The sequence below is a fragment of the Dysgonomonas sp. Shenzhen-Wh21 genome (assembly GCF_043392705.1).
Classification (GTDB): Bacteria; Bacteroidota; Bacteroidia; order Bacteroidales; family Dysgonomonadaceae; genus Dysgonomonas.
In genome coordinates this window covers 1-22,130 of sequence record NZ_JAIXHZ010000079.1, presented here as the reverse complement: position 1 = coordinate 22,130, position 22,130 = coordinate 1, and the positions used below count along the sequence as shown (strand labels likewise).

Genomic DNA, 22,130 nt, shown 5'->3' with positions numbered 1-22,130 from the left:
AAACAGATGAGGTTGGCTTTCTCCAAATACAAAAGTATTAAGAAATCAGCTAATCACCAAATAAAGCTTAAGCTTCATCATCAAATTCGGCACGTAAAATATTGAGTACTTCGTCTACAGTGTTTTCTTCAAGGTCGGCTTCCTGTATGAGTTTGTCTCTGTCGGTAGCCAACACGTTTTTAGCTGTAACACAACCAATTTTTTTCAACTGATCGATAACCCATCCGTCGATTTCGTCGCGGAACTCGTCCAAGTAGATGTCTTCTTCGTCGAAGTCGTCGATGTCGCGGTACACATCTATCGTGTATCCGGTAAGCATACTGGCCAGCTTGATATTGAAACCGCCCTTACCGATAGCAAGTGATACTTCTTCGGGACGTAGCAATACTTCTGCACGTTTTTCTTCTTCGTTGATCTTTACCGAAGTTATTTTGGCAGGGCTAAGGGCACGTTGTATATACAAGTTCATATTCGACGTATAGTTGATAATGTCGATATTTTCGTTACGCAACTCTCTCACGATTCCATGTATACGCGATCCTTTCATACCCACGCAGGCACCCACAGGGTCGATGCGCTCGTCGTACGATTCTACGGCTACTTTGGCTCTTTCTCCCGGTATGCGGGCTATGTTTTTTATTGTGATCAGTCCGTCGTTTATTTCAGGAACTTCCAGTTCGAGCAATCTTTCGAGGAATGTCGGTGAAGTTCTTGATAAAATAATCTTCGGATTGTTGTTTTTATTGTCAACTCTTTCTACTACTGCACGAACATGCTCGCCTTTGCGGAAAAAGTCGCTAGGGATCTGCTCTGTTTTAGGCAAAAGAAGTTCTTCTTTTTCGTCATCGAGCAACAGGATTTCTTTTTTCCATATCTGGTAAACTTCACCCGATACGATTTCGCCTATCTTCTCTTTGTAGCGGTTATATAAGCTTTCTTTTTGCAGTTCAAGTATTTTGGATGTCAACGTTTGGCGAAGGTTAAGGATCGCACGACGTCCGAAGTCTTCGAAAAATACTTCGTCTGTCACTTCTTCTCCTACCTCAAAGTCTTCGTCTATCTTTTTGGCTTCCGAAAGTGCAATTTCTGTATTATCATCCTCTAATTGATCGTCTTCTACGATGACACGGTTGCGCCATATCTCAAGGTCTCCTTTGTCGGGGTTGATGATTACGTCATAATTATCATTTGACCCAAACAGTTTTGCTATTACATTGCGGAAAGAGTCTTCGAGCACACTGATCATAGTCATTCTGTCTATGCTCTTCAGTTCTTTAAATTCTGAAAATGTATCAATTAGATTGATAGTTTCTTTCTTAGCCATGGTTGTTATTTAAATCTTATTAAATATTTTGTATGTTTTACGTCTTGATAAACAAAAGAGAAATCTTCGTCTACTGCAACTTTCTTTTTCCCTCCATCGGGTTTCACCATCTTGGTAACGCTAACTACAAAAGAATTATCGTCGCACGATTTGAGTACACCCGAAAGTTTTTGTCCTTTCTTTGTCAGCACTTCCACTTCGTTACCAATATTTTTCTTATACTGGCGGGGTATTTTCAGAGGAGAAGTAATACCTGCCGATCCTACTTCGAGTTCAAAATCTTCCGCATCCCTGTCCAGATGGGATTCTATATTGCGGCTCAATGCGATGCAGTCGTCAATGCTTACGCCTTCGTCGCTATCTACTTCTACAACAATAGCATTGCCGGGCTTTACCACTACATCTACAAGAAACATTGTTGTTCCTTCCAGATATTTCTCTGTGATATCTTTAATGAGTTCTTTTTCTATCATCTTTTTACCAAGTAATAAAAAAAGGAAGCCATAGCCTCCTTCTCTCCCTTTTGTATTTCGGATACAAAATTAGGGAATTTTATTTTTTTTTCCAAATTTTGGAAGCGAATATGTTGATCTTAAGATTTTTTATTTATACAGGTTGAGTATATTCTCCTCCGATTTGCTTCCTGTTAACAGCTTTTACTCCCTTTATTTTGGCTAAGCGAGCGCATAATGCCTGCAAGTCGTTCACATCGTGAACGTTTACCACGATTCGCCCTTCAAATACGCCATCGTTGGATTCGATGCTCATATTCTTGATATTCAGCGATCCGGCAGTGATCACTTTTGTGATGTCGTTGAGCATTCCTATGCGGTCGATACCGTTTATGGTGATTGCCGAAATGAACGGAAATTGTGTATAGCTACCCCATTCGAGGTTTACGATCCTGTTGCCGTGACTGGCTTTTAGCTTGAGTGCTACGGGGCAATTTATGCTGTGTACTTCTACTTCGTTGTTATCTGTAATATATCCGATTACCTTGTCGCCCGGAATGGGGTTGCAGCAGGTTGGCATTATAAAATTCTTGTTGAAAGAATCTTCTTCGAGGATATATGTTTTTTTAGGATCAATCGGTTCGTTATCAGGTATTTTTGTTTCTGCTTTCCCTATCTTTTTGCCTACATGCAATGCCTGTTTCATGTAGCTGAATATGCCATTATTAGGGTTTTGCCTTTTTAGGGTCAGCAGCTTTTCTATTTTCTGAGGCAGTGCTATTTCTTGGTTGCCGATAGCATAGAAAAGGTCTTCTTTATTCGTTTTTTGATAGTAGTCCATCATTTTGTCGAGGATAGGCTGCGTAATCTCTATTGTTGAGCCTTCGGCGCTTTTGTAAAGCATTTCTTCGCCTTGCTTGGCGATGTCCCTTTTCAGTTTTCGCAGAGCATATTCTACCTTTGTACGGGCTTTGGCAGTAGTAACGATGCTCAGCCATTCCAGTTTTGGTATCTGCGATTTGGATGTAAGTATTTCTACCTGATCTCCGCTTTTTAGCTTTTCACTCAGTGGAACGAGCTTATGATTTACTTTGGCTCCGATGCAATGGTCTCCGATATCGGAGTGCAGATCATAAGCAAAGTCTAAAGCTGTGGCTCCCTGTGCCAGTGTCCTGATTTCACCTTTTGGGGTGAACACGAATATTTCTTGCGAAAAAAGATTAAGCTTTATTGTATCCAAAAAGTCCAGTGCGTTCGGGCTTGGGCTTTCCAGTATTTCCTGAATTGTTTTGAGCCACTTGTCTAGCTCGGTATCTTCTTCTATTTTGCCTTCTTTGTACTTCCAATGTGCCGCAAATCCTTTTTCGGCTACATCGTCCATGCGGCGGCTACGGATTTGTATTTCTACCCACTGCCCATCGGGTCCCATTACGGTGAGGTGCAGCGCCTGATAACCGTTCGCTTTGGGGCGGCTAACCCAATCTCGGATACGATCGGGGCGAAGCTTATAAATATCTGTTATGACGGAATATATATCCCAACATCGCTTTTTCTCGTCTACACCGAGTTCGTTTTCGAAAATGATGCGGACAGCGAAAATATCATATATCTCCTCGAATGGCACACCTTTGGCTTGCATCTTATTCCAGATAGAATACACTGATTTGTCTCGAGCCCTGATTTCATATTTAAATCCAAGCTCATTCAGTTTTTCTATAACCGGTTGTGCAAAATGCTCGTAGAGGTCTTTCCTGGAGAGGTGTGTTTCTTGAAGTTTGGATGATATTTCCTGATATATTTGTGGGTTTTCCCATTTGAAGCTGAGTTCTTCAAGTTCTGTTTTTATGGCAAATAGTCCTAAGCGATGGGCGAGGGGGGCATAAATAAACATGGTTTCTCCGGCTATCTTGTATTGCTTGGCCGGAGCCATAGACCCCAATGTGCGCATATTGTGCAAGCGGTCGGCTATCTTGACCAGAATAACACGAATATCGTCCGACATGGTAAGCAGCAGTTTCCTGAAATTCTCGGCCTGTGCCGAAACATTTTCACCAAACATGCCACTCGATATTTTTGTCAGCCCGTCTACAATCTGAGCTATTTTCTCACCAAAGAGAACTTTTATATCTTCTACTGTATATTCGGTATCTTCTACCACGTCGTGCAGCAAAGCCGCACAGATGGATGTAGAACCAAGCCCTATCTCGCCGCAAACAATGCGTGCGACGGCTATCGGGTGCATGATATATGGCTCTCCCGAACGGCGACGGGCTCCTTTGTGAGCCTCCTTTGCCAGAAGGAAAGCTTTGGTTATAATTTCTACCTTGCGCCTGTGGTTCGTCTTAAGATAATCATCGATCAGACCGTTAAATTCCGACTCGATGGCTAAATCATCATTCGTATGTGTATCCTCTTTACCCATAAATATTCAGTAAGGATACAAAAATAATAAATTCAACGATAATTAACAGCAAGAGTGTTGCAATAAAGTGGTTTTAACAATAATGTTTTATTTCCTTATTAGTTGCCGGCTGTAAGCGTTTCGTCCTTCGTTGGCTGTTGGGCTTTGATGTTAGACGCACCCTCGGTTCTGCTGTCGGGAAGAATGATCAATAATCGTTGTCCAACCTTTGCTACATTCGATGACAGCTTATTCCAAGTTATGATCTCTTTTTTTGTTACATTATAGCGTGAAGCTATCTGTGTAATGGTTTCTCCAATTCTTACTTTGTGGTATATAATTTTGGATTCACCTGCCGAGCGGGTTTCTTTAGCAGCAGAGTTGTCGTCCTCATCATCGTTGTCGTCTGAAGCTATGCGTACACGAGGAAGCTGAGATTCATCCCGTTCTGTTCCTACTTTTTTTAGGTAGGTGTCGAACAGTGATGCTGTAAAGGCTGTATCTATTTCTACTGTTGGCAATATCGGCTCACTCAGTTTGTTTTGCACAGCTACTTCTTCTTCTACCTCAATATATTTAGTTTTCTGAATCTTTAGTTGCTTACCGGCTATCAGGCTATTGCTTTTTATATTGTTCCATTTCTTTAGCTGAGCCACTGTTGTTCCGTTCTTCTTTGCTATCCCTGACCAAGTATCACCTCTGCGAACTTTGTAGTATGAAGTTATTGTCTTTGCTTCGGTTTTTTTAACGGTATTTACCGACTTATTGCTAGTGTTGTCCGAGCTTTGGGTATTGGATGCCAATACTGCTTCGCCTGATTGTTGTTCTGCTTTTTGCGGAACTTCACGATATATTTTCAGGCGTCTGCCTACTGTTAGTTTGTTAGAAGATAGGCTATTCCATTGTTTTATCTGATTGGATGTTACTCCGTATTTGCTTGCCAGCTTAGATAGTGTGTCTCCTCTTTTTACCCGATAGGTAATTGTTTTGGCGCTGGATGTACCTCCGCCAACTACGTCTAATCCTGCAACTTTGCGGTGCGGCATCAGCTCTTCAAACTTATGCGCGTATATTGTATCCTTGTTCTCGATAAATGCAGATACCTTTTGTATCGGCAGGTTCAATGCATATCCTTTGTATTCGCCGGGTATTATGTCGCTCTTAAACTGAGGGTTGAACTGACGCAGGTCGTCAACAGATACATTTATTATATCGGCAATTTGCTGGAAGTGTACATTTTTATTAATCATCAACGAGTCCATCGATGCCGGATTGCTGCATTCGATAGGGCAGATATTATGATCGTTGTAATAATTCATTATATATGTAGCAGCGATAAATGCAGGTACATATCCTCTGGTTTCGCGAGGCAGATAAGGGTAGATGGCCCAATAGTCGGTTTGGCCTCCACTGCGTCGTATGGCTTTGTTTACATTTCCGGGTCCGCAGTTGTATGCAGCGATAACAAGATTCCAGTCGCCATAGATAGAATATAAATCTTTGAGGTATTTGGCAGCAGCATTTGTCGACTTCATCGGGTCGCGGCGTTCGTCTACCAAACTGTTTATCTCCAGATCATACATCTTTCCGGTACTTGCCATGAATTGCCAAAGTCCTGTTGCTCCTACTCTTGAGCGGGCAATAGGATTGAGTGCCGATTCTATAACGGGCAGATATTTTAGTTCGAGAGGTAATCCTTCACGGTCGAGAGCTTCTTCAAATAGGGGGAAATAAAACTTTCCTTCACCCAGCATGTAGCTCACCTGATTTTTTCTACGTCCGGCATACATTTCTATGTAGCTTCTTACTACGGGGTTGAATACCAACTCCATCTTGGTGGGCAGGCTATACAAGCGGCGGATGTAAATCGAATCGTCAAAAACGATCGGCAGGTCGCTTAGCGATTTGCAATCGTCTCCATATTTAACATTCTTACTCCATGTAGACAGCAACTGGTCGTAATTTTGCTCCATGTCTGCAGGGAAAACAATCGAATTGTCTGTAATTGTGTCGCGTAATGCGAGAGATTTGCGATTACTTTGCCCGACGACTGCGAGTGAGCAGCCAATAAGAAATCCGGTAAATATAATTTTTCTCAGCATAAGTGTTTTTTTATGATACATAGCAAGGGATAGGAACCCTGCTTAGTTTAAAAATTTATAATACATTGAAGCCCGAAAGCGGCTTTCGAATAGGGTGTCGGTATCCAGATCATGGGTTCAATCCGCATGGATAGATCCGGAGACATATCAAAATCATATAATTGAGCATCGACATACGCGTCGATCATACATAGTGCATATACTCCAACCGAAGCAATAATAGCCAAGTCGCGATTTCTCCTGAAAAAGTCTTTCTGACGTTTAAATATCTCTATATACCGCTGCTTATTTGCTTGGATATCTTTATTGCTATAATAATTCAGATAGCTTGTTCCTGTTCCCAATACAAGGTCTTTATAAGCCTGCGAATACTCGTTGTACCGTGAGCCATTCCATGTTATGGCATAGGTAAGCCCTAATGCGCCTCCATAGATAATGGGGAGTTTCCAGTATTTGCGATTATAGATCTGCCCTGCTCCGGGAAAGATAGCCGAGTATAAGACTGCCTTTTTAGAGTCGGGCTTAAACTCTGGTTTGCCAATTGTAATTATAGAATCGGCTAATACCACTACAGGTTTTTCGCTTATCAGCGGAGATACGGTATCACTCTTGATAGCGTTTTCTTTTGCTTCCCGCCGTGCATTTTTGAGAATGGTAGAATCATTTGGAAGTGCCTCCTGAGCATTGCTACTCAGACAAAAGTTCCCTAAAACGCAACACAAACCAATTATTAACCCCTTCCTCATATAGATATTACGGAGAATACTTCGTTTTATTTTTTTAATTGGTCAAAAATAGCTATAATTTTTTCCAGATCTTCTTCCGACTTGAAAGGGATACTAATTTTTCCTTTTCCTTTTTCGTTGCAAGTCAGTTGAACCTTCGTAGAAAAGAATTTTGATAAGTGGTCTTTCAACAATTCAAATTCTTCGGGTGTCGCCTTTTTTATCCCCGCTTTTTTTACGGTTTCTACTGCTTTCTCTTCTTTAAGCAGGTCTTCAAGCTTTTCTCCCTTGCTGATAGCTCTTACGTATTCTTCTACTTTGCGTACCGACAGTCCTTCTTCAAGTATGAGTTCGTATACTTCGAGCTGAGCTGCAGGGTCTTCGAGTGTGACAAGTGTACGGGCGTGTGCCATATCTATCTTCTTGTCTCTGATGCCCATTTGTATTTCAGCCGGAAGCTTCAACAAGCGCAGGTAGTTGGCTATTGTTGTCCTTTTCTTTCCCACACGTTCGCTCAGTCGTTCCTGTGTAAGATCATATGTTTCTATCAGATTCTGATATGCCAAAGCTATTTCTATCGAGTTGAGGTCTTCACGCTGGATATTTTCCACAAGGGCCATCTCCATCACATTTTCGTCCTCTGCTGTTTTTATGTATGCAGGGATTGTAGTCAGGGAGGCCATGAGTGAAGCTCTGTAGCGACGCTCTCCGGCTATGATCTGATATGAATCTTCGTTTATTTTTCGTAAAGTAATTGGCTGTATAACACCTATCTGCCGAATAGAAGATGCAAGCTCTTGTAATGCTTCGTCATCAAAAATACGTCTTGGCTGATCGGGATTAGCCTGTATTTTCGACAATTCTATTTCGTTGATAGAGGAAGAGCCTTCGGTCTTTACTTCGTCAATGGCAATCAGTGCATCGAGTCCTCTTCCTAAAACCATTTTTTTAGCCATAATTGTTAGTTATATATTCTACAGAAAAACAAAGTTAAGAATTTTTCTCAATAAGCTCTTGCGCCAGCTGCATATGATTGATCGCTCCTTTGGATGCTGCATCATATACCAATACCGGCTGAGCGAAACTTTGCGATTCGCTGAGCTTGATATTCCGCTGAATAACGGTAGTAAATACCAAGTCTTGGAAGTGGTTTTTCACCTCTTCATATATTTGGTTTGCCAAACGTAAACGGGCATCGTACATCGTGAGAAGGAATCCTTCTATTTCTAATGCCGGGTTTAGCTTGTTCTTTATTATCTTTATTGTATTCAGTAATTTGCTGATTCCTTCGAGGGCGAAATATTCGCACTGCACGGGTATGATGATAGAGTCTGCCGCTGTAAGCGCATTTACTGTAATCAGCCCCAATGACGGAGAGCAGTCGATGAGTATAAAATCATAATCGGCCTTCATGGGAACTAACACTGCTGCCAGTTGTTTTTCCCTGTTTTCTATGTTCAGCATTTCCAATTCGGCTCCTACCAGATTGATGTGCGAAGGCAATACATCAAGGCGTTCTATGTCGGTCTTTACGATTGCATCTTTGGGCAATGCTGTACCGATAAGGCATTCATAGATCGTTTTGTTTACTTTCTTTATGTCTACCCCAAGTCCGGAAGATGCATTTGCTTGAGGGTCGGCGTCTACTACCAGTACCTTTTTTTCGAGTGCTGCCAACGATGCCGCCAAGTTGATTGTGGTGGTGGTTTTTCCTACGCCACCCTTTTGATTAGCTAATGCTATAATTTTACCCATAGAGAAAGTTAATAATAAAATTTCCGACGACAAATTAAATAAATAAAAATAGGATTTAGAAGTTAAATATGTGTAACAAGATATTTTTTGTTGAAAAGTCAGGCAGATTGTTAATAAAAGCCGAGCGCATTTATCTGCTTGTACACCAAAAGCTATGAATTAACAGCCAATAGTTTTTCCACGCTTTTCAGCCATCCCTGATAGTCGAATCGGGCGACAGCCTTGTCGAGGTCTGCACTGTATTTGACGGATAGGTTAGGGTTGTCCAAAACCATCTTCATGCCCTGATAAACCCCTTCGGTACTATTGTCTACAAGGATGCCGTATTTGCCTCCGTCTACAATGTCGCCGGGGCCTCCGCAGTTGGTTGTTATCACAGGTGTTTTTAGTGCCATCGATTCGAGTAAGGCGAGTGAAAAGCTTTCTCTCTCGGATACGCATAGCGACCACTTGCATTGTAATATATAAGGAAAAGGATTATCGATACGTCCTTTCAGCGTGATTGTGTCCTGCAGGTGTGATATTGTAATGGAATCTTGCATCGATTGGCTATCCATGCCTTCGCCTATTATATATATATGGAAATCGTATCCTTCATCTTTTAACCTTCTTGCTGCACTAATCAGCCTGTCGGTACGTTTTTCGGGAGAAGTGCGGGTCAGTAATATGAAGTTAGTTTGTCCTTGAGGCAGGGCTTCTATCGTTTGTTTCGATTTTTCTATCGCTTTTGTAAGGTCTATAGCGTTGTATAATACCCGTATGTCCTGATTGGGACTTGTTCCGTTGTGCAATACCGAGAGATATGCGTTTTTGGCTGCATCCGATACGCATATTATTTTATCGAAATGGTTGTATGAAGATTGCACGACCTTTAATTGCTTCTTGTTGAGCCATGCCGAGAATTTATCTCGCAAAGAATCTGTTTCGTATATCCGTTTATATAAAATATTGTGTATCCATAAAATTTTGGATAAATGCATCTTGCTGAATATACGAGCAAAGAATGTTTCTTTGAAACAAACGATCTGATCATAGTCAGATTCTTTTATGCCTTTCCATTTGGCAAACAAGTGGGGAAAGAATACCATAAAATTCTCTCCCAACTTTCTTTTCAGGTGTGCTGTATTCTCTTTGTATATATACTTTATAGTAATGGATTGTGATATTTCTTCGATCGAAATATTCTTGTCCGAAGGCATTGGCAAAAGAAGCGTAATCATACACTCTTTCCCTGCCAGATGATTGAGCAGGCTCACCAATATCTTTTCGGTTCCGCCTGTCTCCATGCCATCGTTGAAGAATAAAATACGTTTCATCTAAGAAATTATTTTAGCTACAGCTTCTACCCAATGCGGCTCACTGTTGAGGCAAGGGATATATGTAAAGTCTGTACCTCCTTGTTTAAGGAACAGTTCTTTTGTCCTTATATCTATATCGTATAATGTCTCCAGATTGTCGGCAGCAAAGCCCGGAGCAACCACCAGCAATTTCTTCTGACCTTCTTCTGCCAGTTCTTTTACTATTTCATCCAAGTCGGGGCCCAGCCATTTCTTGCCCATCGCCGAGTGGTAGGTTTGGCGGGTTTTCTTCGTGTCGATACCAAGTTCCTTAATCACAAGCCTCACCGTTTCTTTGGTTTGATATACGTAGTCGAATTCTTTTCCTTTCTTCCAACCTTCTTCTACATGGTCGAGTGGCAGGCTGTGGAAACTGAAAATAATTTTGTCGTATTCTTTTTCGATATATGGTCGTATACTTTCGGCTAAAGCAGAAATATAGGCAGGATGATTGAAGTATGGCTCTATAAATTTTAGTCTGAAAGGGTACGGACGTTTAAAAAACTCTTTGCCAACCTGATCTACCGCTGTCTTGTACGATGATTCTGCATACTGAGGAAACAGTGGGAACACAACCACCTCGTGCAATCGGTTATTCTTGTTCATCAGGTAATCGAGTGCGGCAGTCGTATCGGGCTGTCCGTATCTCATGGCCGGTTCGGTGGGGAGGCCTGTGAGCTCTTCCAGCTTTTCGGACAATTGTTTTGCCTGATGTATCAATGGCGAGTCGTCGAGCGAATTGTCCCAGATCAGTTCGTAATGCGCTGTAGAGCTGAACTGACGGAGCGGAATAATAATTCCGTTGACCAAGATAGGTCGAAACCAATCGGGAACGGTCATCACATAGGGGTCTGAAAGCATCGATCGGATAAAGAATTTTACATCTTTTCGTTCACATGTCTTCGGACTGCCTGTATTTACAATCAATACTCCTCTCATTTTTCTTCTAAAAAAGACACCATACACTCCCGGAAAGGAAAATATGGTGTCGCGTTATTATATAAATATCTTATAAACTAACTATACATATGTTTCCAAAAGTAGGACATTGCCTTCGGGGCTGATGCTTACGCTTTGTGTGTCGGCAGGGATAAGGATTGTTTCGCCTTGCTTCACACTCAGGTCGTTGCCTTTATTGTCTCGTATATTGCAAGCACCTCCCATACAAATATAAGCAACAAATGAGTCATTGTTACTATAGTCTCTTGTAATATCTTTGGTAAGCTCAAGCAGATTGGTTGTGAAGTACCTGCACGATTCCAGTTCTACCGGTTGATTTTCCTTGCGGGTATATGCTGTTTGGTAGCTGTCGTACAATTTATAATCGATAGCATCTTTTGCCAATTCGGTATGCAGCTCGCGTCCGTTACCGTTGGCATCTTTACGGTTGTAGTCGTAGATGCGGTATGTGATGTTCGATGTTTGTTGTATTTCGGCGATGAATGTTCCCGCACCGATTGCATGAACACGTCCGGCAGGCAAGAAGAATACATCTCCTTTTTTAACGTCATGTTTTGCAAGGTAATCTACAAATGTATTGTCCTCAATGCTTTTTACATATCCATCGGGAGTTATTTCTTTTTCGAATCCCGAATACAGGAATGCGCCCGGAGCAGCATTGATAACATACCACATTTCGGTTTTCCCGAAAGAGTTGTGTCTTTTCTTTGCCAACTCATCGTCAGGGTGTACCTGTATCGACAGATTGTCTCGTGCATCTATAAACTTGATAAGCAAAGGAAATGTAGTGCCGAACGTTTCAAAATTCTTCTTTCCGAGCAATTGCTCTTTGTATGTAGAAATAATTTCGTCGAGGCTTTTGTTTTCCAACGCACCGTTGGCCACTACCGAAACGTTACCTTCCACACTTGATATTTCCCAGCTTTCGCCGATCCCTGCCTGAAGCGGGCTTACGTTTTTAAACTTACATATTTCGTCTCCTCCCCAGATAATGGATTTGAGGATAGGTTTAAATTTTAATGGGTATAAGCTCATTTGGTTGAAAATTTATTTTTGTGATTACACTGAATATCCGTGATTGCGATTAATCTATTCTCGTGATTTCCGAACAGTAAGCTTACATTTATTATAGGCTTTTCAAGAAATCAGAACAAAAATAGTCAATCTTTTTATTATTATCCGTTATTATTTAATTTACCTAAATAAGTGTAATCTTTATTTATAAAAATTTAATATATTCGTAGAAACTTACTAAGCACACAAACTTACAATTACACGATAATAGAGTACACTATGAATTTTATTTTTGGAACAAGGGGGACGTCTGCTTCTCCTATTCACACAGGACAGTCATGCCCTGCATGTGGTAAGGAAGATTCTATTCTGATGATGCCATATCAGCGTTATTTTCATCTGCTTCGGATTCCTTTATTTCCGACAACTAAACACTTCACTCCTGTTTGTTGTTCATGCGAAACATCGTTTACTATTCAACAATTTCCTGTGACGGACGAAATTCGCAAGCGGTTCAGAACCCCTCGGTGGATATTTATTATACCATCTGTGCTCGCACTACTAGTTATCTTTATCCTTGTGTGGGTTGTCTTAAACGCTATATCCGGCGAAGTGGATATAAAAGACAAGGTAGAGAGTCCACAGGTGGGAGATGTTTACTATGTGAGGTACGACAAAAATGAATATAGTCTGATGAAGGTTGCATCATTTACGGTCGATTCTATTTATTTTTATTTATCTCCCGGTAGAACTGAAGAGAGAGGGTTGGATATGATGCCCGGAGTTGATGTTTACGATACAATCCTTAAGAAGGGTTTTTCGAAGGATGAACTGAAATGTAATTCGGTGAAAGGTGTGGAAATTTTGAAGATTGAAAGATAAGAATTGCCTAAAAGGTAGAGGGGATTCGACCTTTTAGGCAACTTCTTTTATCTAAGAGCTAGTCTATTTTTCTCAGTACAAAAGCCGTACGTGCAGGTATGTATAACTTGAGCCAGCCTTTTCCGTCTTTGTGGTACAGCTCGTCGTGTATCGTAAAATGTTCTACACTGTCGTCGGTCAGACCATTACCTCCAAAAGCCAGCGAATCGGTATCCAACACCACCTGATATTTTCCTTCGGGAGCAAGGAAGCCATAGTCGTAGAACGATTGGTTTGGGTTGAAGCTGAAAATAAATATAAGATTGCCACGCATGTAGGCGAGAATCTGATCTTCGTCCTTGTCCCACAGCCTTATAATAGGTGTTTGCTCAAATTTCTTTTCCGATTTTAGAAGCGAAAGCATGGCCTTGTCAAAGTCGCCCAAATAATGATAGCGCAGGTCTTTGTTGTCGGCCAGCCACCATTGTCGGCGGGCATACTTGTGCGACCACCCGTTGCCCTCACGAGGGAAGTCTACCCATTCGGGATGTCCGAATTCGTTACCCATAAAGTTGAGGTAGCCACCATTGATTGTTGAGGCAGTTGCAAGACGTATCATTTTGTGCAGGGCTATTCCTCTGTCGGTGGCATACGAACTGCCGTAATGCTTCGACATATACCAATACATATCAGAGTCTATAAGCCTGAATATTATTGTTTTGTCGCCTACCAATGCTTGGTCGTGGCTCTCGGCGTAAGAGATTGTTTTCTCTTCCTCACGGCGATTTGTCAGTTCCCAGAATATGCTTGTAGGATGCCAGTCTTCGTCTTTTCGCTCTTTGATGATTTTTATCCAGTAGTCGGGTATGTTCATCGCCATGCGGTAATCGAATCCGTATCCGCCGTCTTTTATCTTCGTTGCCAGTCCCGGCATGCCGCTTACTTCTTCTGCTATGGTAATGGCATTAGGGCGTACTTCGTGAATCAGCTTGTTTGCCAATGTAAGGTAGCAAATGGCATCGTCGTCTTCGTTACCGTTATAGTAGTCCTCATAGCCGCTAAAGTTATCTCCCAGTCCGTGCGAGTAATAAAGCATAGAGGTGACACCATCGAAACGGAATCCGTCGAAGTTGTATTCCTCGAGCCAAAACTTACAATTGGAAAGCAGGAAGTGTATGACCTGACTTTTTCCATAGTCGAAAATCAACGAATCCCAAGCCGGATGCTCACGCCTGCTGCCTCCATGAAAATATTGGGTATAAGAACCATCGAATCGTCCCAGTCCTTCTTTTTCATTTTTTACGGCATGCGAGTGTACGATATCCATAATCACAGCTATACCCATCGCATGGGCATCGTCTATCAGGTGCTTTAACTCGTCGGGTGTGCCAAAGCGTGAAGATGCCGCAAAAAAGCTGGAGACGTGATATCCGAACGACCCGTAATACGGATGCTCCTGTATAGCCATTATCTGGATGGCATTGTAGCCGTCTTCTTTGATACGGGGAAGCACATTAATTCTGAACTCTTCGTATGTACCCACTCTTTCGTCTTCTACAGCCATCCCTATATGGCATTCGTAAATCAAAAGGGGATTCGTGTTGGGCTTAAATTTCTTTGTGCGAAACTCATAAGGCAGCAACGGGTCCCACACCTGTGCGCTGAATATATGAGTATGATGGTCTTGTACTACTCTGGTTGTCCATGCGGGGATACGTTCGCCCTCGCCACCATTCCAACATACAATAAGTTTGTACAGGTCGTGGTGTTTTATCTTGTCCAGAGGCAGTTCTATTTGCCACTCACCGTTACCGTTTGGTTGCAGTCTGAATTCTTCAGTTTTTTGCCAGCCGTTGAAATCGCCTATCATATAGATAGCGGTTGCATTCGGGGCCCATTCTCTGAATATCCACGACTTTTCTGTTTTGTGAAGCCCAAAATACAGGTGTCCTGAGGCAAATTCAGAAAGAGTGATCTTTCCGTTGCAGGTAAGGTCGGCCTCTCTTTTCTGAATGTATTCGTAACGGCCTTCTATCGCTGCTGCATAAGGTTCTAACCAAGGGTCGTTTTTAATGAGTTTAAGCATGTCTGTCAATTGTTAATTACAGTTCGTCTCCCAAAGCGGGGTCGGAACTTATATTTTTATTTTTACCACTACTTTTCTTACCTGTCCTTCGTCTATGCAAGGGGCATGCCCATCTTCGGGGAAGAATATAAGAAAGTTGCCGGGTAAGACTGTTATCTGTGTTTCAGTTTTGTCGTCAAAGAACTGAATGTCTTTTTCTTCATCAAAGTTGTCAATAGGATGCGTCAGGTCTTGGCGAGCTTTCCACCCGAAGGTTTCAGGTCTGCTTATTGGCAGTTGTATATCTATATATTTGTTGTGTGCCTCCGGTTTTGCATTCTCGGCAGCTCTCAGGTCGCTGTCGCTTACCATTACAAAAAGGTCTTTGCCTTTCAGTTCTGTCTTAGTCGGTTCGGCTTTTGAGAAATCAATCGATTTCAGATAGTCGAATGCCTCTTTAAACAGCGGGTGTAGTTGTTCGTATTTTCCTGAGTTTTCTAATTTGTCTAGTATCATATTTATTTCTTGTTTTACTCCTGTTCGGGTACTCCTATATTGTCTATCATATCTTCTACACTTTCGTTGCCTTCGCCTTTGGGATTAAGCCCATATTCATTTTCGCCATAATCACTTCCTGCAAAAAGCATCCAAAAACCATAAAAAGGAATGAGCTGATAGAATCCGCTATTACCCCTGTCGTGACATCTTTTTGCTCCTTGTGTAATCAAAAACCAATAGGCAGGTATTAAAAATAAAAAAAGAAATGCTGCGCTTTCTTCCAATCGGCCGGATAACTCCATTATGAGAGCGATAGTAAAATAATATGCTAGGTAAATAAGATAACTAAGCCCATATTCTAGCCTGCGGATACGGCCTTTTGCAGAAAAGGGATTTTTAAACATGCGTTGTTTGTCTTCCATATTTTGTAATGCTTTTTATTGCTTATATTCCTGAGGTGTTACGATTGTAGAAAATATATACTTCCCATTTTGGTCGTTGTATATATACTTTACGGTAATATCATTGTCCCTGAATATTTTTAAGTCGGGATTTGTTTTCAATACCTCCAAAAGCTGCGGCTTCAATTGTGTTTTGAAAGTGGTGGTATCACTTATCACCACTTGTAGTATGGTAAGATGATACTCAAAATTACTACTGCCTACAGCAACGCATTTATCTAGGCGAGTCCACTGATCCAATGTCTTAGGGCAATCTTTATTTGTCTCGGCTGCTATTGCCTGCAACTTGCTTTCGATACTGCCTGCACACCGGGTGAATGAAAAAATGCTAATTAGCAGAAATGTGCAAATGAGGTTTCGGCTACTTAGAAGTTTGTTCATGGATTCTTAAATTTTATAAACCATACAAGTTTAAGAAAATTAATCGGATTATCTGTTAATTCCGCTGTTTTTTATTGTGGAAGCCGATTAAATGTTTCTCCTTAACGTTATTTTTACTTACTTTTGTCATAAAATCTAATCATTCACACGATTAACTTATTTGTATGAAGAAAATCTTATTTATTCTTAGTATTCTAATTATGGTTTATTCTTGTAACACTACAAGCAATAAGGATGGGAAAGATAATCCTTTCTTTTCCGAATTCGACACTCCGGAAGGGGTTCCTCCTTTTGATAAAATAAAAGCAGAACATTTTATGCCTGCTTTCGAAGAAGCAATGAAGCGTCATAATGCCGAGATTGATTCTATCATCAATAACCCCGAAGCACCTACTTTCCAAAATACAGTAGTGGCTTTGGACGAGTCGGGCCGGATGCTTGATCGGGTAGGTTCTGTATTTTCTGTAATGACGGGTACAATGTCCGATTCTGTGTATCAGAACATAGAAAAAGAGATTACGCCTTTACGTACCGAGCACTATGATAATATCAACTTCAACGAAAAGCTTTTTGCACGTATCAAAACCGTGTACGACGATAGCCTGCAAGTAAAGAACCTGACAACAGAGCAAAAGATGTTGTTGGATAAAACATACAAAGGCTTTGTCCGTTCGGGTATCTTGCTCGATGGTTCGAAGCAAAAACGCTTGCGTGAAATCAATAAAGAGCTGAGCAACGCATCCCTAAGTTTTAATCAAAACCTGTTGAAAGAGACAGATAGCTACCAATTGGTAATTGATAAAAAAGAAGACCTGTCGGGCTTGCCTGAAGATGTGATTGCCGCTGCTGCTAAAACAGCCAAAGACAAAGGGCTGGAAGGCAAATGGGTGTTTGGTCTGAGTAAACCAAGCTGGGAACCGTTTTTGCAATATGCCGACAATCGTGCGCTTCGCGAAAAACTATATAAGGCGATGTATATGCGTTGCGACAACGGAAATGAATTCGACAACAAAGAAAACATCAAGAAGATAGTTAGCTTAAGACTCGAAAAAGCAAATATGCTTGGCTATAAATCGCATGCCGACTATGTGCTCGAAGAAACAATGGCGAAGACTCCTGATAATGTGATGGGGCTGCTAAACAATATATGGAAGTATGCTTTGCCGCAAGCTCAAAAAGAGGCTGCCGAACTTCAGGCTATTGCCAAGAAAGAAGGACATGATATCAAAATAGAATCGTGGGACTGGTGGTACTATGCCGAAAAGCTGCGTAAAGAAAAATACGCATTGGATGAAGAGGCATTGAAACCTTACTTCAAAGCGGATAATGTGCGTGAAGGTGTATTTGCTGTGGCAAACAAACTATATGGCATTACATTCAAGCCGAAAACAGATATACCTGTATATCAGCAAGACGTAAAAGCATACGAGGTAAGTGATGCTGACGGTTCATTTATCGGAATCATTTATTTCGACGATTTTGCTCGCCAGGGCAAGCGTCCGGGAGCATGGATGAGCAGCTTCCGCAAACAGGAAGTATATAAAGGTGAGTTTGTTTATCCATTGATTTACAATGTAGGTAACTACAATCCTCCAACAGATGGCAAGCCTGCACTGTTGACACTCGATCAGGTGGAAACGATGTTCCACGAATTCGGACACGGATTGCACGGATTGTTATCTAAATGTACTTACAACGGCGTGTCGGGTACATCGGTTGTTCGCGACTTTGTAGAGCTGCCTTCTCAGATCATGGAGCACTGGGCATTTGAGCCGGAAGTGTTGAAGATGTATGCAAAGCATTATGAAACAGGTGAAACTATTCCTGCCGAGCTGATACAGAAGATTCAGAATGCGGGTTACTTCAATCAGGGATTTGCTACCACTGAACTTGTGGCTGCAGCAATTCTGGATATGAAATGGCATACGCTGACCGCTTCTTCTCCAAACTTTGACCCAAAACATGGCGAAGGTCTTGAAAAACTGAACGTAGATAAATTTGAAGCAGATGCAATGAAAGAAATCGGCTTGATCTCCGAAATAATACCTCGATACAGAAGCACGTATTTCCAACATGTATTCAGCGGAGGCTATTCTTCGGGATATTACAGCTACTTGTGGTCTGAAGTTTTGGACTCTGACGCATTCCAGGCTTTTGTAGAAAAAGGAAATATTTTTGATCAGGAAACTGCAAAATCGTTCCGTGAAAACGTATTGTCGAAAGGCGGATCGGAAGAGCCAATGGTATTGTACAAAAAGTTCAGAGGCGCAGAACCTAATCCGATTTATCTGTTGAAGAACAGGGGATTTGTAAAGTAATAAGTTCTAAGTTGTTTGTTAACTGATAACTGTTGGCTGATAAATGTAATTTATTATCTTTGCAACTCGAAAAAAATAATAACAATAAAATACAATCAATGGCAACTACTGCAGATATAAGAAACGGTATGTGCATCGATATCGATGGACAATATTATGTAATAATCGAATTCCTTCATGTGAAACCGGGTAAAGGTGCCGCATTTGTACGTACAAAAATGAGAAGTGTAACTACCGGACGTGTTCTTGAAAGAACATTTAATGCCGGAGTGAAACTGGATGAAGTGCGTATCGAAAGACGTCCGTATCAATTCCTTTATCAGGACGATATGGGGTATAACTTTATGAATACCGAAACTTTCGAACAAATATCTCTTGCCGGGGATATGATAGCCGGAGTGGCTTTTCTTAAAGAAGGAGATATGGTAGAAGTACAGGTTCATGCCGAAACAGAAACTGTATTAACAGCCGAAATGCCTCAGAACGTTGTGCTTTTGGTAACTTATACCGAACCCGGACTGAAAGGTGATACTGCAACCAATACGTTAAAGCCGGCTACTGTAGAAACAGGGGCTGAGGTGCGTGTTCCGCTCTTTATTAACGAAGGAGACAAAATTAAAATTAATACGGCCGACGGCTCGTATGTAGAAAGAGTAAAAGCATAGTAATTATTACTTTTATAGAGGATAAGGTCAGTTTTCAAAACTGACCTTATTTTTTTTATGAAAAATATTTTATATTCAAATTTTATGTATATTTTTGAAGTTGAATGGATCTAGGAGACAAATAACCTACATGAAACTTAATACGAAACTAAACATTAAGGATTGGGCTGAAGAAGACCGACCCCGCGAAAAGATGTTGTTAAAAGGGGTATCGGCACTTTCTGATGCTGAATTGCTAGGTATACTGATCGGTTCGGGCAATAAAAGCGAAACAGCGGTTGAGCTGTCCCAACGGATTTTACATAGCGTTTCTAATAACCTGAACACTCTGGGTAAATTGGAAATAAAAGACCTTATAAAGGATTTTAAAGGAATAGGAGAAGCGAAAGCAATAACAATAGTGGCGGCACTGGAATTGGGAAAAAGAAGGAAATTGTCTGAAGCCCTTGTCAGTCCGCAAATTACGTCCAGTAAAGATGTGTATGATATATTTCATCCGATATTAGCAGACCTAAAGCATGAAGAAGTATGGGTTTTGTTCCTTAACCGGGCTAATAAAGTGGTGAAAAATATACAGATAAGTAAAGGTGGTTTGACCGCAACAGTAGTGGATATCCGTCTGATAATGAAAGAAGGTATCCAATCCTTAGCCTCGGCTATGGTACTGTGTCATAATCATCCCTCGGGAAACACTCAACCGAGCGACGATGATGATCAGATTACAAAGCGGCTCAAAGAAGCAGGACATATTATGCATATCCGCCTGCTCGATCATATTATTGTTTGTGACAACTCATACTACAGCTATATGGACACTGGGAGAATATAGAAGAGCAAAATAAGTATAAAGATGAAAACCGCTATTACACAAAACTCAATTGTAGAGGAAAGTTGGCCTCGTATAGAGAGCTATTTATTGAAACGAGGCGTGAAACCTGATGCAGTATTACTACCCGGGGCAACGCAAGAACAGATAGGCTGGGCCGAGTCTGTGCTTGGTGTAAAGTTACCCATCGATTTTCTAGAATTTTATAAAATACATAACGGACAGATACCCAATGCGTATGGTATCGTCAACGGAGAAGAGTTGATGAGTCTTGAACGTATTGTAGAAGAATGGGTTATTTGGCAACGTCTGGCTACTACCGGAGCTTTTGATGATGCGATGGCAAATGCAGACGATGGCGTACAAGAAGTGTGGCATAGTCGCTCGTGGATACCTTTTACCGACGACGGTTTAGGCAATCACTTGTGTTTAGATATGGCTCCAGCAAACAGGGGATCGCGGGGTCAGATAATTCGTATATGGCACGACGATACCGGTCGATTCAGGCAAGCACCATCTTTTGGCTCTTGGGTTGCTAATTTTGCATACGACTTGAACCGGGCGATGTTCGTATAATCATCTTTTTTCATTATTTTTGTACCTCTAACAGAGGGTGATTGTAAACATTATATGCCAAAGAATGTTTATAACTCACATACAAAAAATGAATTATGAGTGATTTATTACAATTAGAAAGCAAAATAGTAAACATGTTGAAGACTGTTTACGACCCGGAAATACCAGTCAACGTTTACGATCTCGGACTAATCTACGAAGTGGACATAGACGATGATAAAAATGTAACCATCACAATGACACTGACAGCTCCAAACTGTCCGGCAGCCGATTTTATACTCGAAGATGTAAGATATAAAGTGCAGTCGGTTGCGGGAGTCAATAATGTGATCGTAGATCTTACTTTCGAGCCCGAGTGGAACAAAGATATGCTTAGCGAAGAGGCAAAACTTGAGTTAGGATTTTTATAAAACACAGGCGGTGGGAAAGAAAGTTTATTTTTTATCCGATGCCCATTTGGGTTCTGCTTTTCATAAGAAAAGACTGGATAAGCAACAGATGATGACATTGCCATCTGTAAAAATCAAAGAAAGTTATTTCCCACAACATGAGGTGGAGCGCAAGCTGTGTCGTTGGCTTGACATGGTAAAGCAAGATGCACAGGCAGTTTATCTGCTGGGTGATATTTTCGACTACTGGTTCGAGTACCGGAATGTGGTTCCACGCGGATTTGTCCGTTTCTTGGGCAAAGTAGCCGAGCTTACAGACATGGGGATAGAGGTGCATTTCTTTATCGGCAATCACGATATATGGGTGACCGACTATCTACAGAAAGAGTGTGGTATGATTGTTCATGTTCAGCCTTTGGTAAAAGAAATATTCGGCAAAAAATTTTTTCTGGCACATGGAGATGGCTTAGGAGATGATTCCGCATCATTTAAAATTCTACGTTCTATTTTCCATAGCAAAATATGCAGAAAAGCTTATGCTGCTATTCATCCCCGTTGGACGGTAGGCTTTGCGCAATGGTGGTCGAACCACAACCGCGAGAACGACGAGATGCCTGACTATTTTGGTGAAGATAAAGAGCACTTGGTGGTTTATGCCAAGAATCATTTGAAATTGGCTCCGAATATCAACTTCTTCATCTTCGGACATCGGCATATAATGCTCGATCTGATGATCTCTGCTACAGGCAGGGTCGTGATATTGGGCGATTGGATTAAGTTTTTCTCTTATGGTGTATACGATGGAGAAAACTTTTCGTTAGAGCTGTTTGAAGAATAAACGGTTAAGCAATAGATACAAAAAAAGGGAGAATAACGATTCTCCCTTTTTTATTATTTATTGTCCCGTCCTAAAATAGGTTGACACAAAACTGACTTATTTATGACACATTCCGAGATCAAGCAAAATCGGCGTAAACAGAGCGATTATCCACTCCCCTTTAAATTACAGGTTATCCGTCA

21 protein-coding genes and 1 pseudogene are annotated in these 22,130 nt (G+C 41.3%); 7 read left to right on the top strand and 15 right to left on the bottom strand.

Translation table 11 applies throughout. The features are described 5' to 3' along the window. Positions 1–67 precede the first annotated feature (67 nt). The 11 genes and pseudogenes from nusA to LDB17_RS05490 all read right to left on the bottom strand — a co-directional run bounded on the left by nusA (position 68) and on the right by LDB17_RS05490 (position 12,091). Entirely contained in the window at positions 68–1,324 is a 1,257-nt protein-coding gene (gene nusA, locus LDB17_RS05540; RefSeq protein ID WP_135104724.1) for a transcription termination factor NusA, read from the bottom strand. Positions 1,325–1,329: 5 nt separating this feature from the next. Continuing rightward, positions 1,330–1,797, bottom strand: a complete 468-nt coding sequence (gene rimP / locus LDB17_RS05535; protein WP_252639512.1) for a ribosome assembly cofactor RimP — start codon at positions 1,795–1,797, stop codon at positions 1,330–1,332. 133 nt (positions 1,798–1,930) lie between these two features. After that, positions 1,931–4,198 (bottom strand): bifunctional (p)ppGpp synthetase/guanosine-3',5'-bis(diphosphate) 3'-pyrophosphohydrolase, encoded by a 2,268-nt coding sequence (locus LDB17_RS05530; RefSeq protein ID WP_252639513.1) that lies wholly within the window; start codon positions 4,196–4,198, stop codon positions 1,931–1,933. Positions 4,199–4,296: 98 nt separating this feature from the next. Continuing rightward, complete coding sequence (locus LDB17_RS05525; protein WP_393924921.1) at positions 4,297–4,980, bottom strand: LysM peptidoglycan-binding domain-containing protein; 684 nt, start codon at positions 4,978–4,980, stop codon at positions 4,297–4,299. Between the two features lie 42 nt (positions 4,981–5,022). Continuing rightward, positions 5,023–6,276: pseudogene (locus LDB17_RS05520) on the bottom strand (transglycosylase SLT domain-containing protein); the annotation flags it as partial. A gap of 50 nt (positions 6,277–6,326) precedes the next feature. Next, the gene (locus LDB17_RS05515; RefSeq protein WP_252639515.1) at positions 6,327–7,025 is read right to left on the bottom strand and encodes a DUF5683 domain-containing protein; all 699 of its coding nucleotides are present in this window, start codon (positions 7,023–7,025) and stop codon (positions 6,327–6,329) included. 26 nt (positions 7,026–7,051) lie between these two features. Then, positions 7,052–7,960: a ParB/RepB/Spo0J family partition protein gene (locus tag LDB17_RS05510; protein WP_135104729.1), complete on the bottom strand. Its 909-nt coding sequence runs from the start codon at positions 7,958–7,960 to the stop codon at positions 7,052–7,054. A 34-nt stretch (positions 7,961–7,994) separates the two neighbouring features. Further along, positions 7,995–8,759 carry a ParA family protein gene (locus LDB17_RS05505; protein ID WP_135104730.1) on the bottom strand — a complete coding sequence of 255 codons (765 nt, stop codon included), beginning with the start codon at positions 8,757–8,759 and terminating at the stop codon, positions 7,995–7,997. A gap of 152 nt (positions 8,760–8,911) precedes the next feature. Beyond that, positions 8,912–10,075 (bottom strand): glycosyltransferase, encoded by a 1,164-nt coding sequence (locus LDB17_RS05500; RefSeq protein WP_252639516.1) that lies wholly within the window; start codon positions 10,073–10,075, stop codon positions 8,912–8,914. After that, entirely contained in the window at positions 10,076–11,035 is a 960-nt protein-coding gene (gene hemH / locus LDB17_RS05495) for a ferrochelatase (RefSeq protein WP_252639517.1), read from the bottom strand. It lies immediately after the preceding gene. A gap of 81 nt (positions 11,036–11,116) precedes the next feature. After that, positions 11,117–12,091, bottom strand: coding sequence for a type I phosphomannose isomerase catalytic subunit (locus LDB17_RS05490; protein ID WP_252639518.1), 975 nt, complete (start codon positions 12,089–12,091; stop codon positions 11,117–11,119). Positions 12,092–12,349: 258 nt separating this feature from the next. Here LDB17_RS05490 and LDB17_RS05485 point away from each other — a divergent pair, with 258 nt between their 5' ends. Continuing rightward, positions 12,350–12,952, top strand: a complete 603-nt coding sequence (locus LDB17_RS05485) for a hypothetical protein (protein ID WP_252639519.1) — start codon at positions 12,350–12,352, stop codon at positions 12,950–12,952. Positions 12,953–13,010: 58 nt separating this feature from the next. On the opposite strand, the gene LDB17_RS05480 is transcribed toward LDB17_RS05485, so the two are convergent. From LDB17_RS05480 to LDB17_RS05465, 4 genes are read right to left on the bottom strand one after another with little or no spacing between them, the layout of a single operon-like run. Next, complete coding sequence (locus tag LDB17_RS05480; RefSeq protein WP_252639520.1) at positions 13,011–15,017, bottom strand: alpha amylase C-terminal domain-containing protein; 2,007 nt, start codon at positions 15,015–15,017, stop codon at positions 13,011–13,013. 48 nt (positions 15,018–15,065) lie between these two features. Continuing rightward, positions 15,066–15,512: a YhcH/YjgK/YiaL family protein gene (locus LDB17_RS05475; protein WP_252639521.1), complete on the bottom strand. Its 447-nt coding sequence runs from the start codon at positions 15,510–15,512 to the stop codon at positions 15,066–15,068. A gap of 14 nt (positions 15,513–15,526) precedes the next feature. Then, positions 15,527–15,916, bottom strand: a complete 390-nt coding sequence (locus LDB17_RS05470) for a DUF805 domain-containing protein (RefSeq protein WP_252639522.1) — start codon at positions 15,914–15,916, stop codon at positions 15,527–15,529. A 15-nt stretch (positions 15,917–15,931) separates the two neighbouring features. Continuing rightward, positions 15,932–16,336: a hypothetical protein gene (locus LDB17_RS05465; protein WP_252639523.1), complete on the bottom strand. Its 405-nt coding sequence runs from the start codon at positions 16,334–16,336 to the stop codon at positions 15,932–15,934. A gap of 164 nt (positions 16,337–16,500) precedes the next feature. On the opposite strand from LDB17_RS05465, the gene LDB17_RS05460 reads away from it, so the two are divergent. The 6 genes from LDB17_RS05460 (at position 16,501) to LDB17_RS05435 (ending at position 21,948) form a co-directional block, all read left to right on the top strand. Then, a complete protein-coding gene (locus LDB17_RS05460) occupies positions 16,501–18,654 on the top strand; it encodes a M3 family metallopeptidase (protein ID WP_252639524.1) in 2,154 nt (717 codons plus the stop codon). A 98-nt stretch (positions 18,655–18,752) separates the two neighbouring features. Next, positions 18,753–19,319, top strand: a complete 567-nt coding sequence (gene efp, locus LDB17_RS05455; RefSeq protein ID WP_006843375.1) for an elongation factor P — start codon at positions 18,753–18,755, stop codon at positions 19,317–19,319. 130 nt (positions 19,320–19,449) lie between these two features. Continuing rightward, a complete protein-coding gene (radC, locus tag LDB17_RS05450) occupies positions 19,450–20,148 on the top strand; it encodes a DNA repair protein RadC (RefSeq protein ID WP_252639525.1) in 699 nt (232 codons plus the stop codon). Between the two features lie 21 nt (positions 20,149–20,169). Continuing rightward, positions 20,170–20,721: an SMI1/KNR4 family protein gene (locus LDB17_RS05445; protein WP_252639526.1), complete on the top strand. Its 552-nt coding sequence runs from the start codon at positions 20,170–20,172 to the stop codon at positions 20,719–20,721. A gap of 95 nt (positions 20,722–20,816) precedes the next feature. Then, entirely contained in the window at positions 20,817–21,131 is a 315-nt protein-coding gene (locus LDB17_RS05440) for a metal-sulfur cluster assembly factor (RefSeq protein ID WP_006843372.1), read from the top strand. Positions 21,132–21,141: 10 nt separating this feature from the next. After that, entirely contained in the window at positions 21,142–21,948 is an 807-nt protein-coding gene (locus LDB17_RS05435; protein ID WP_252639527.1) for a UDP-2,3-diacylglucosamine diphosphatase, read from the top strand. Positions 21,949–22,130 lie beyond the last annotated feature (182 nt).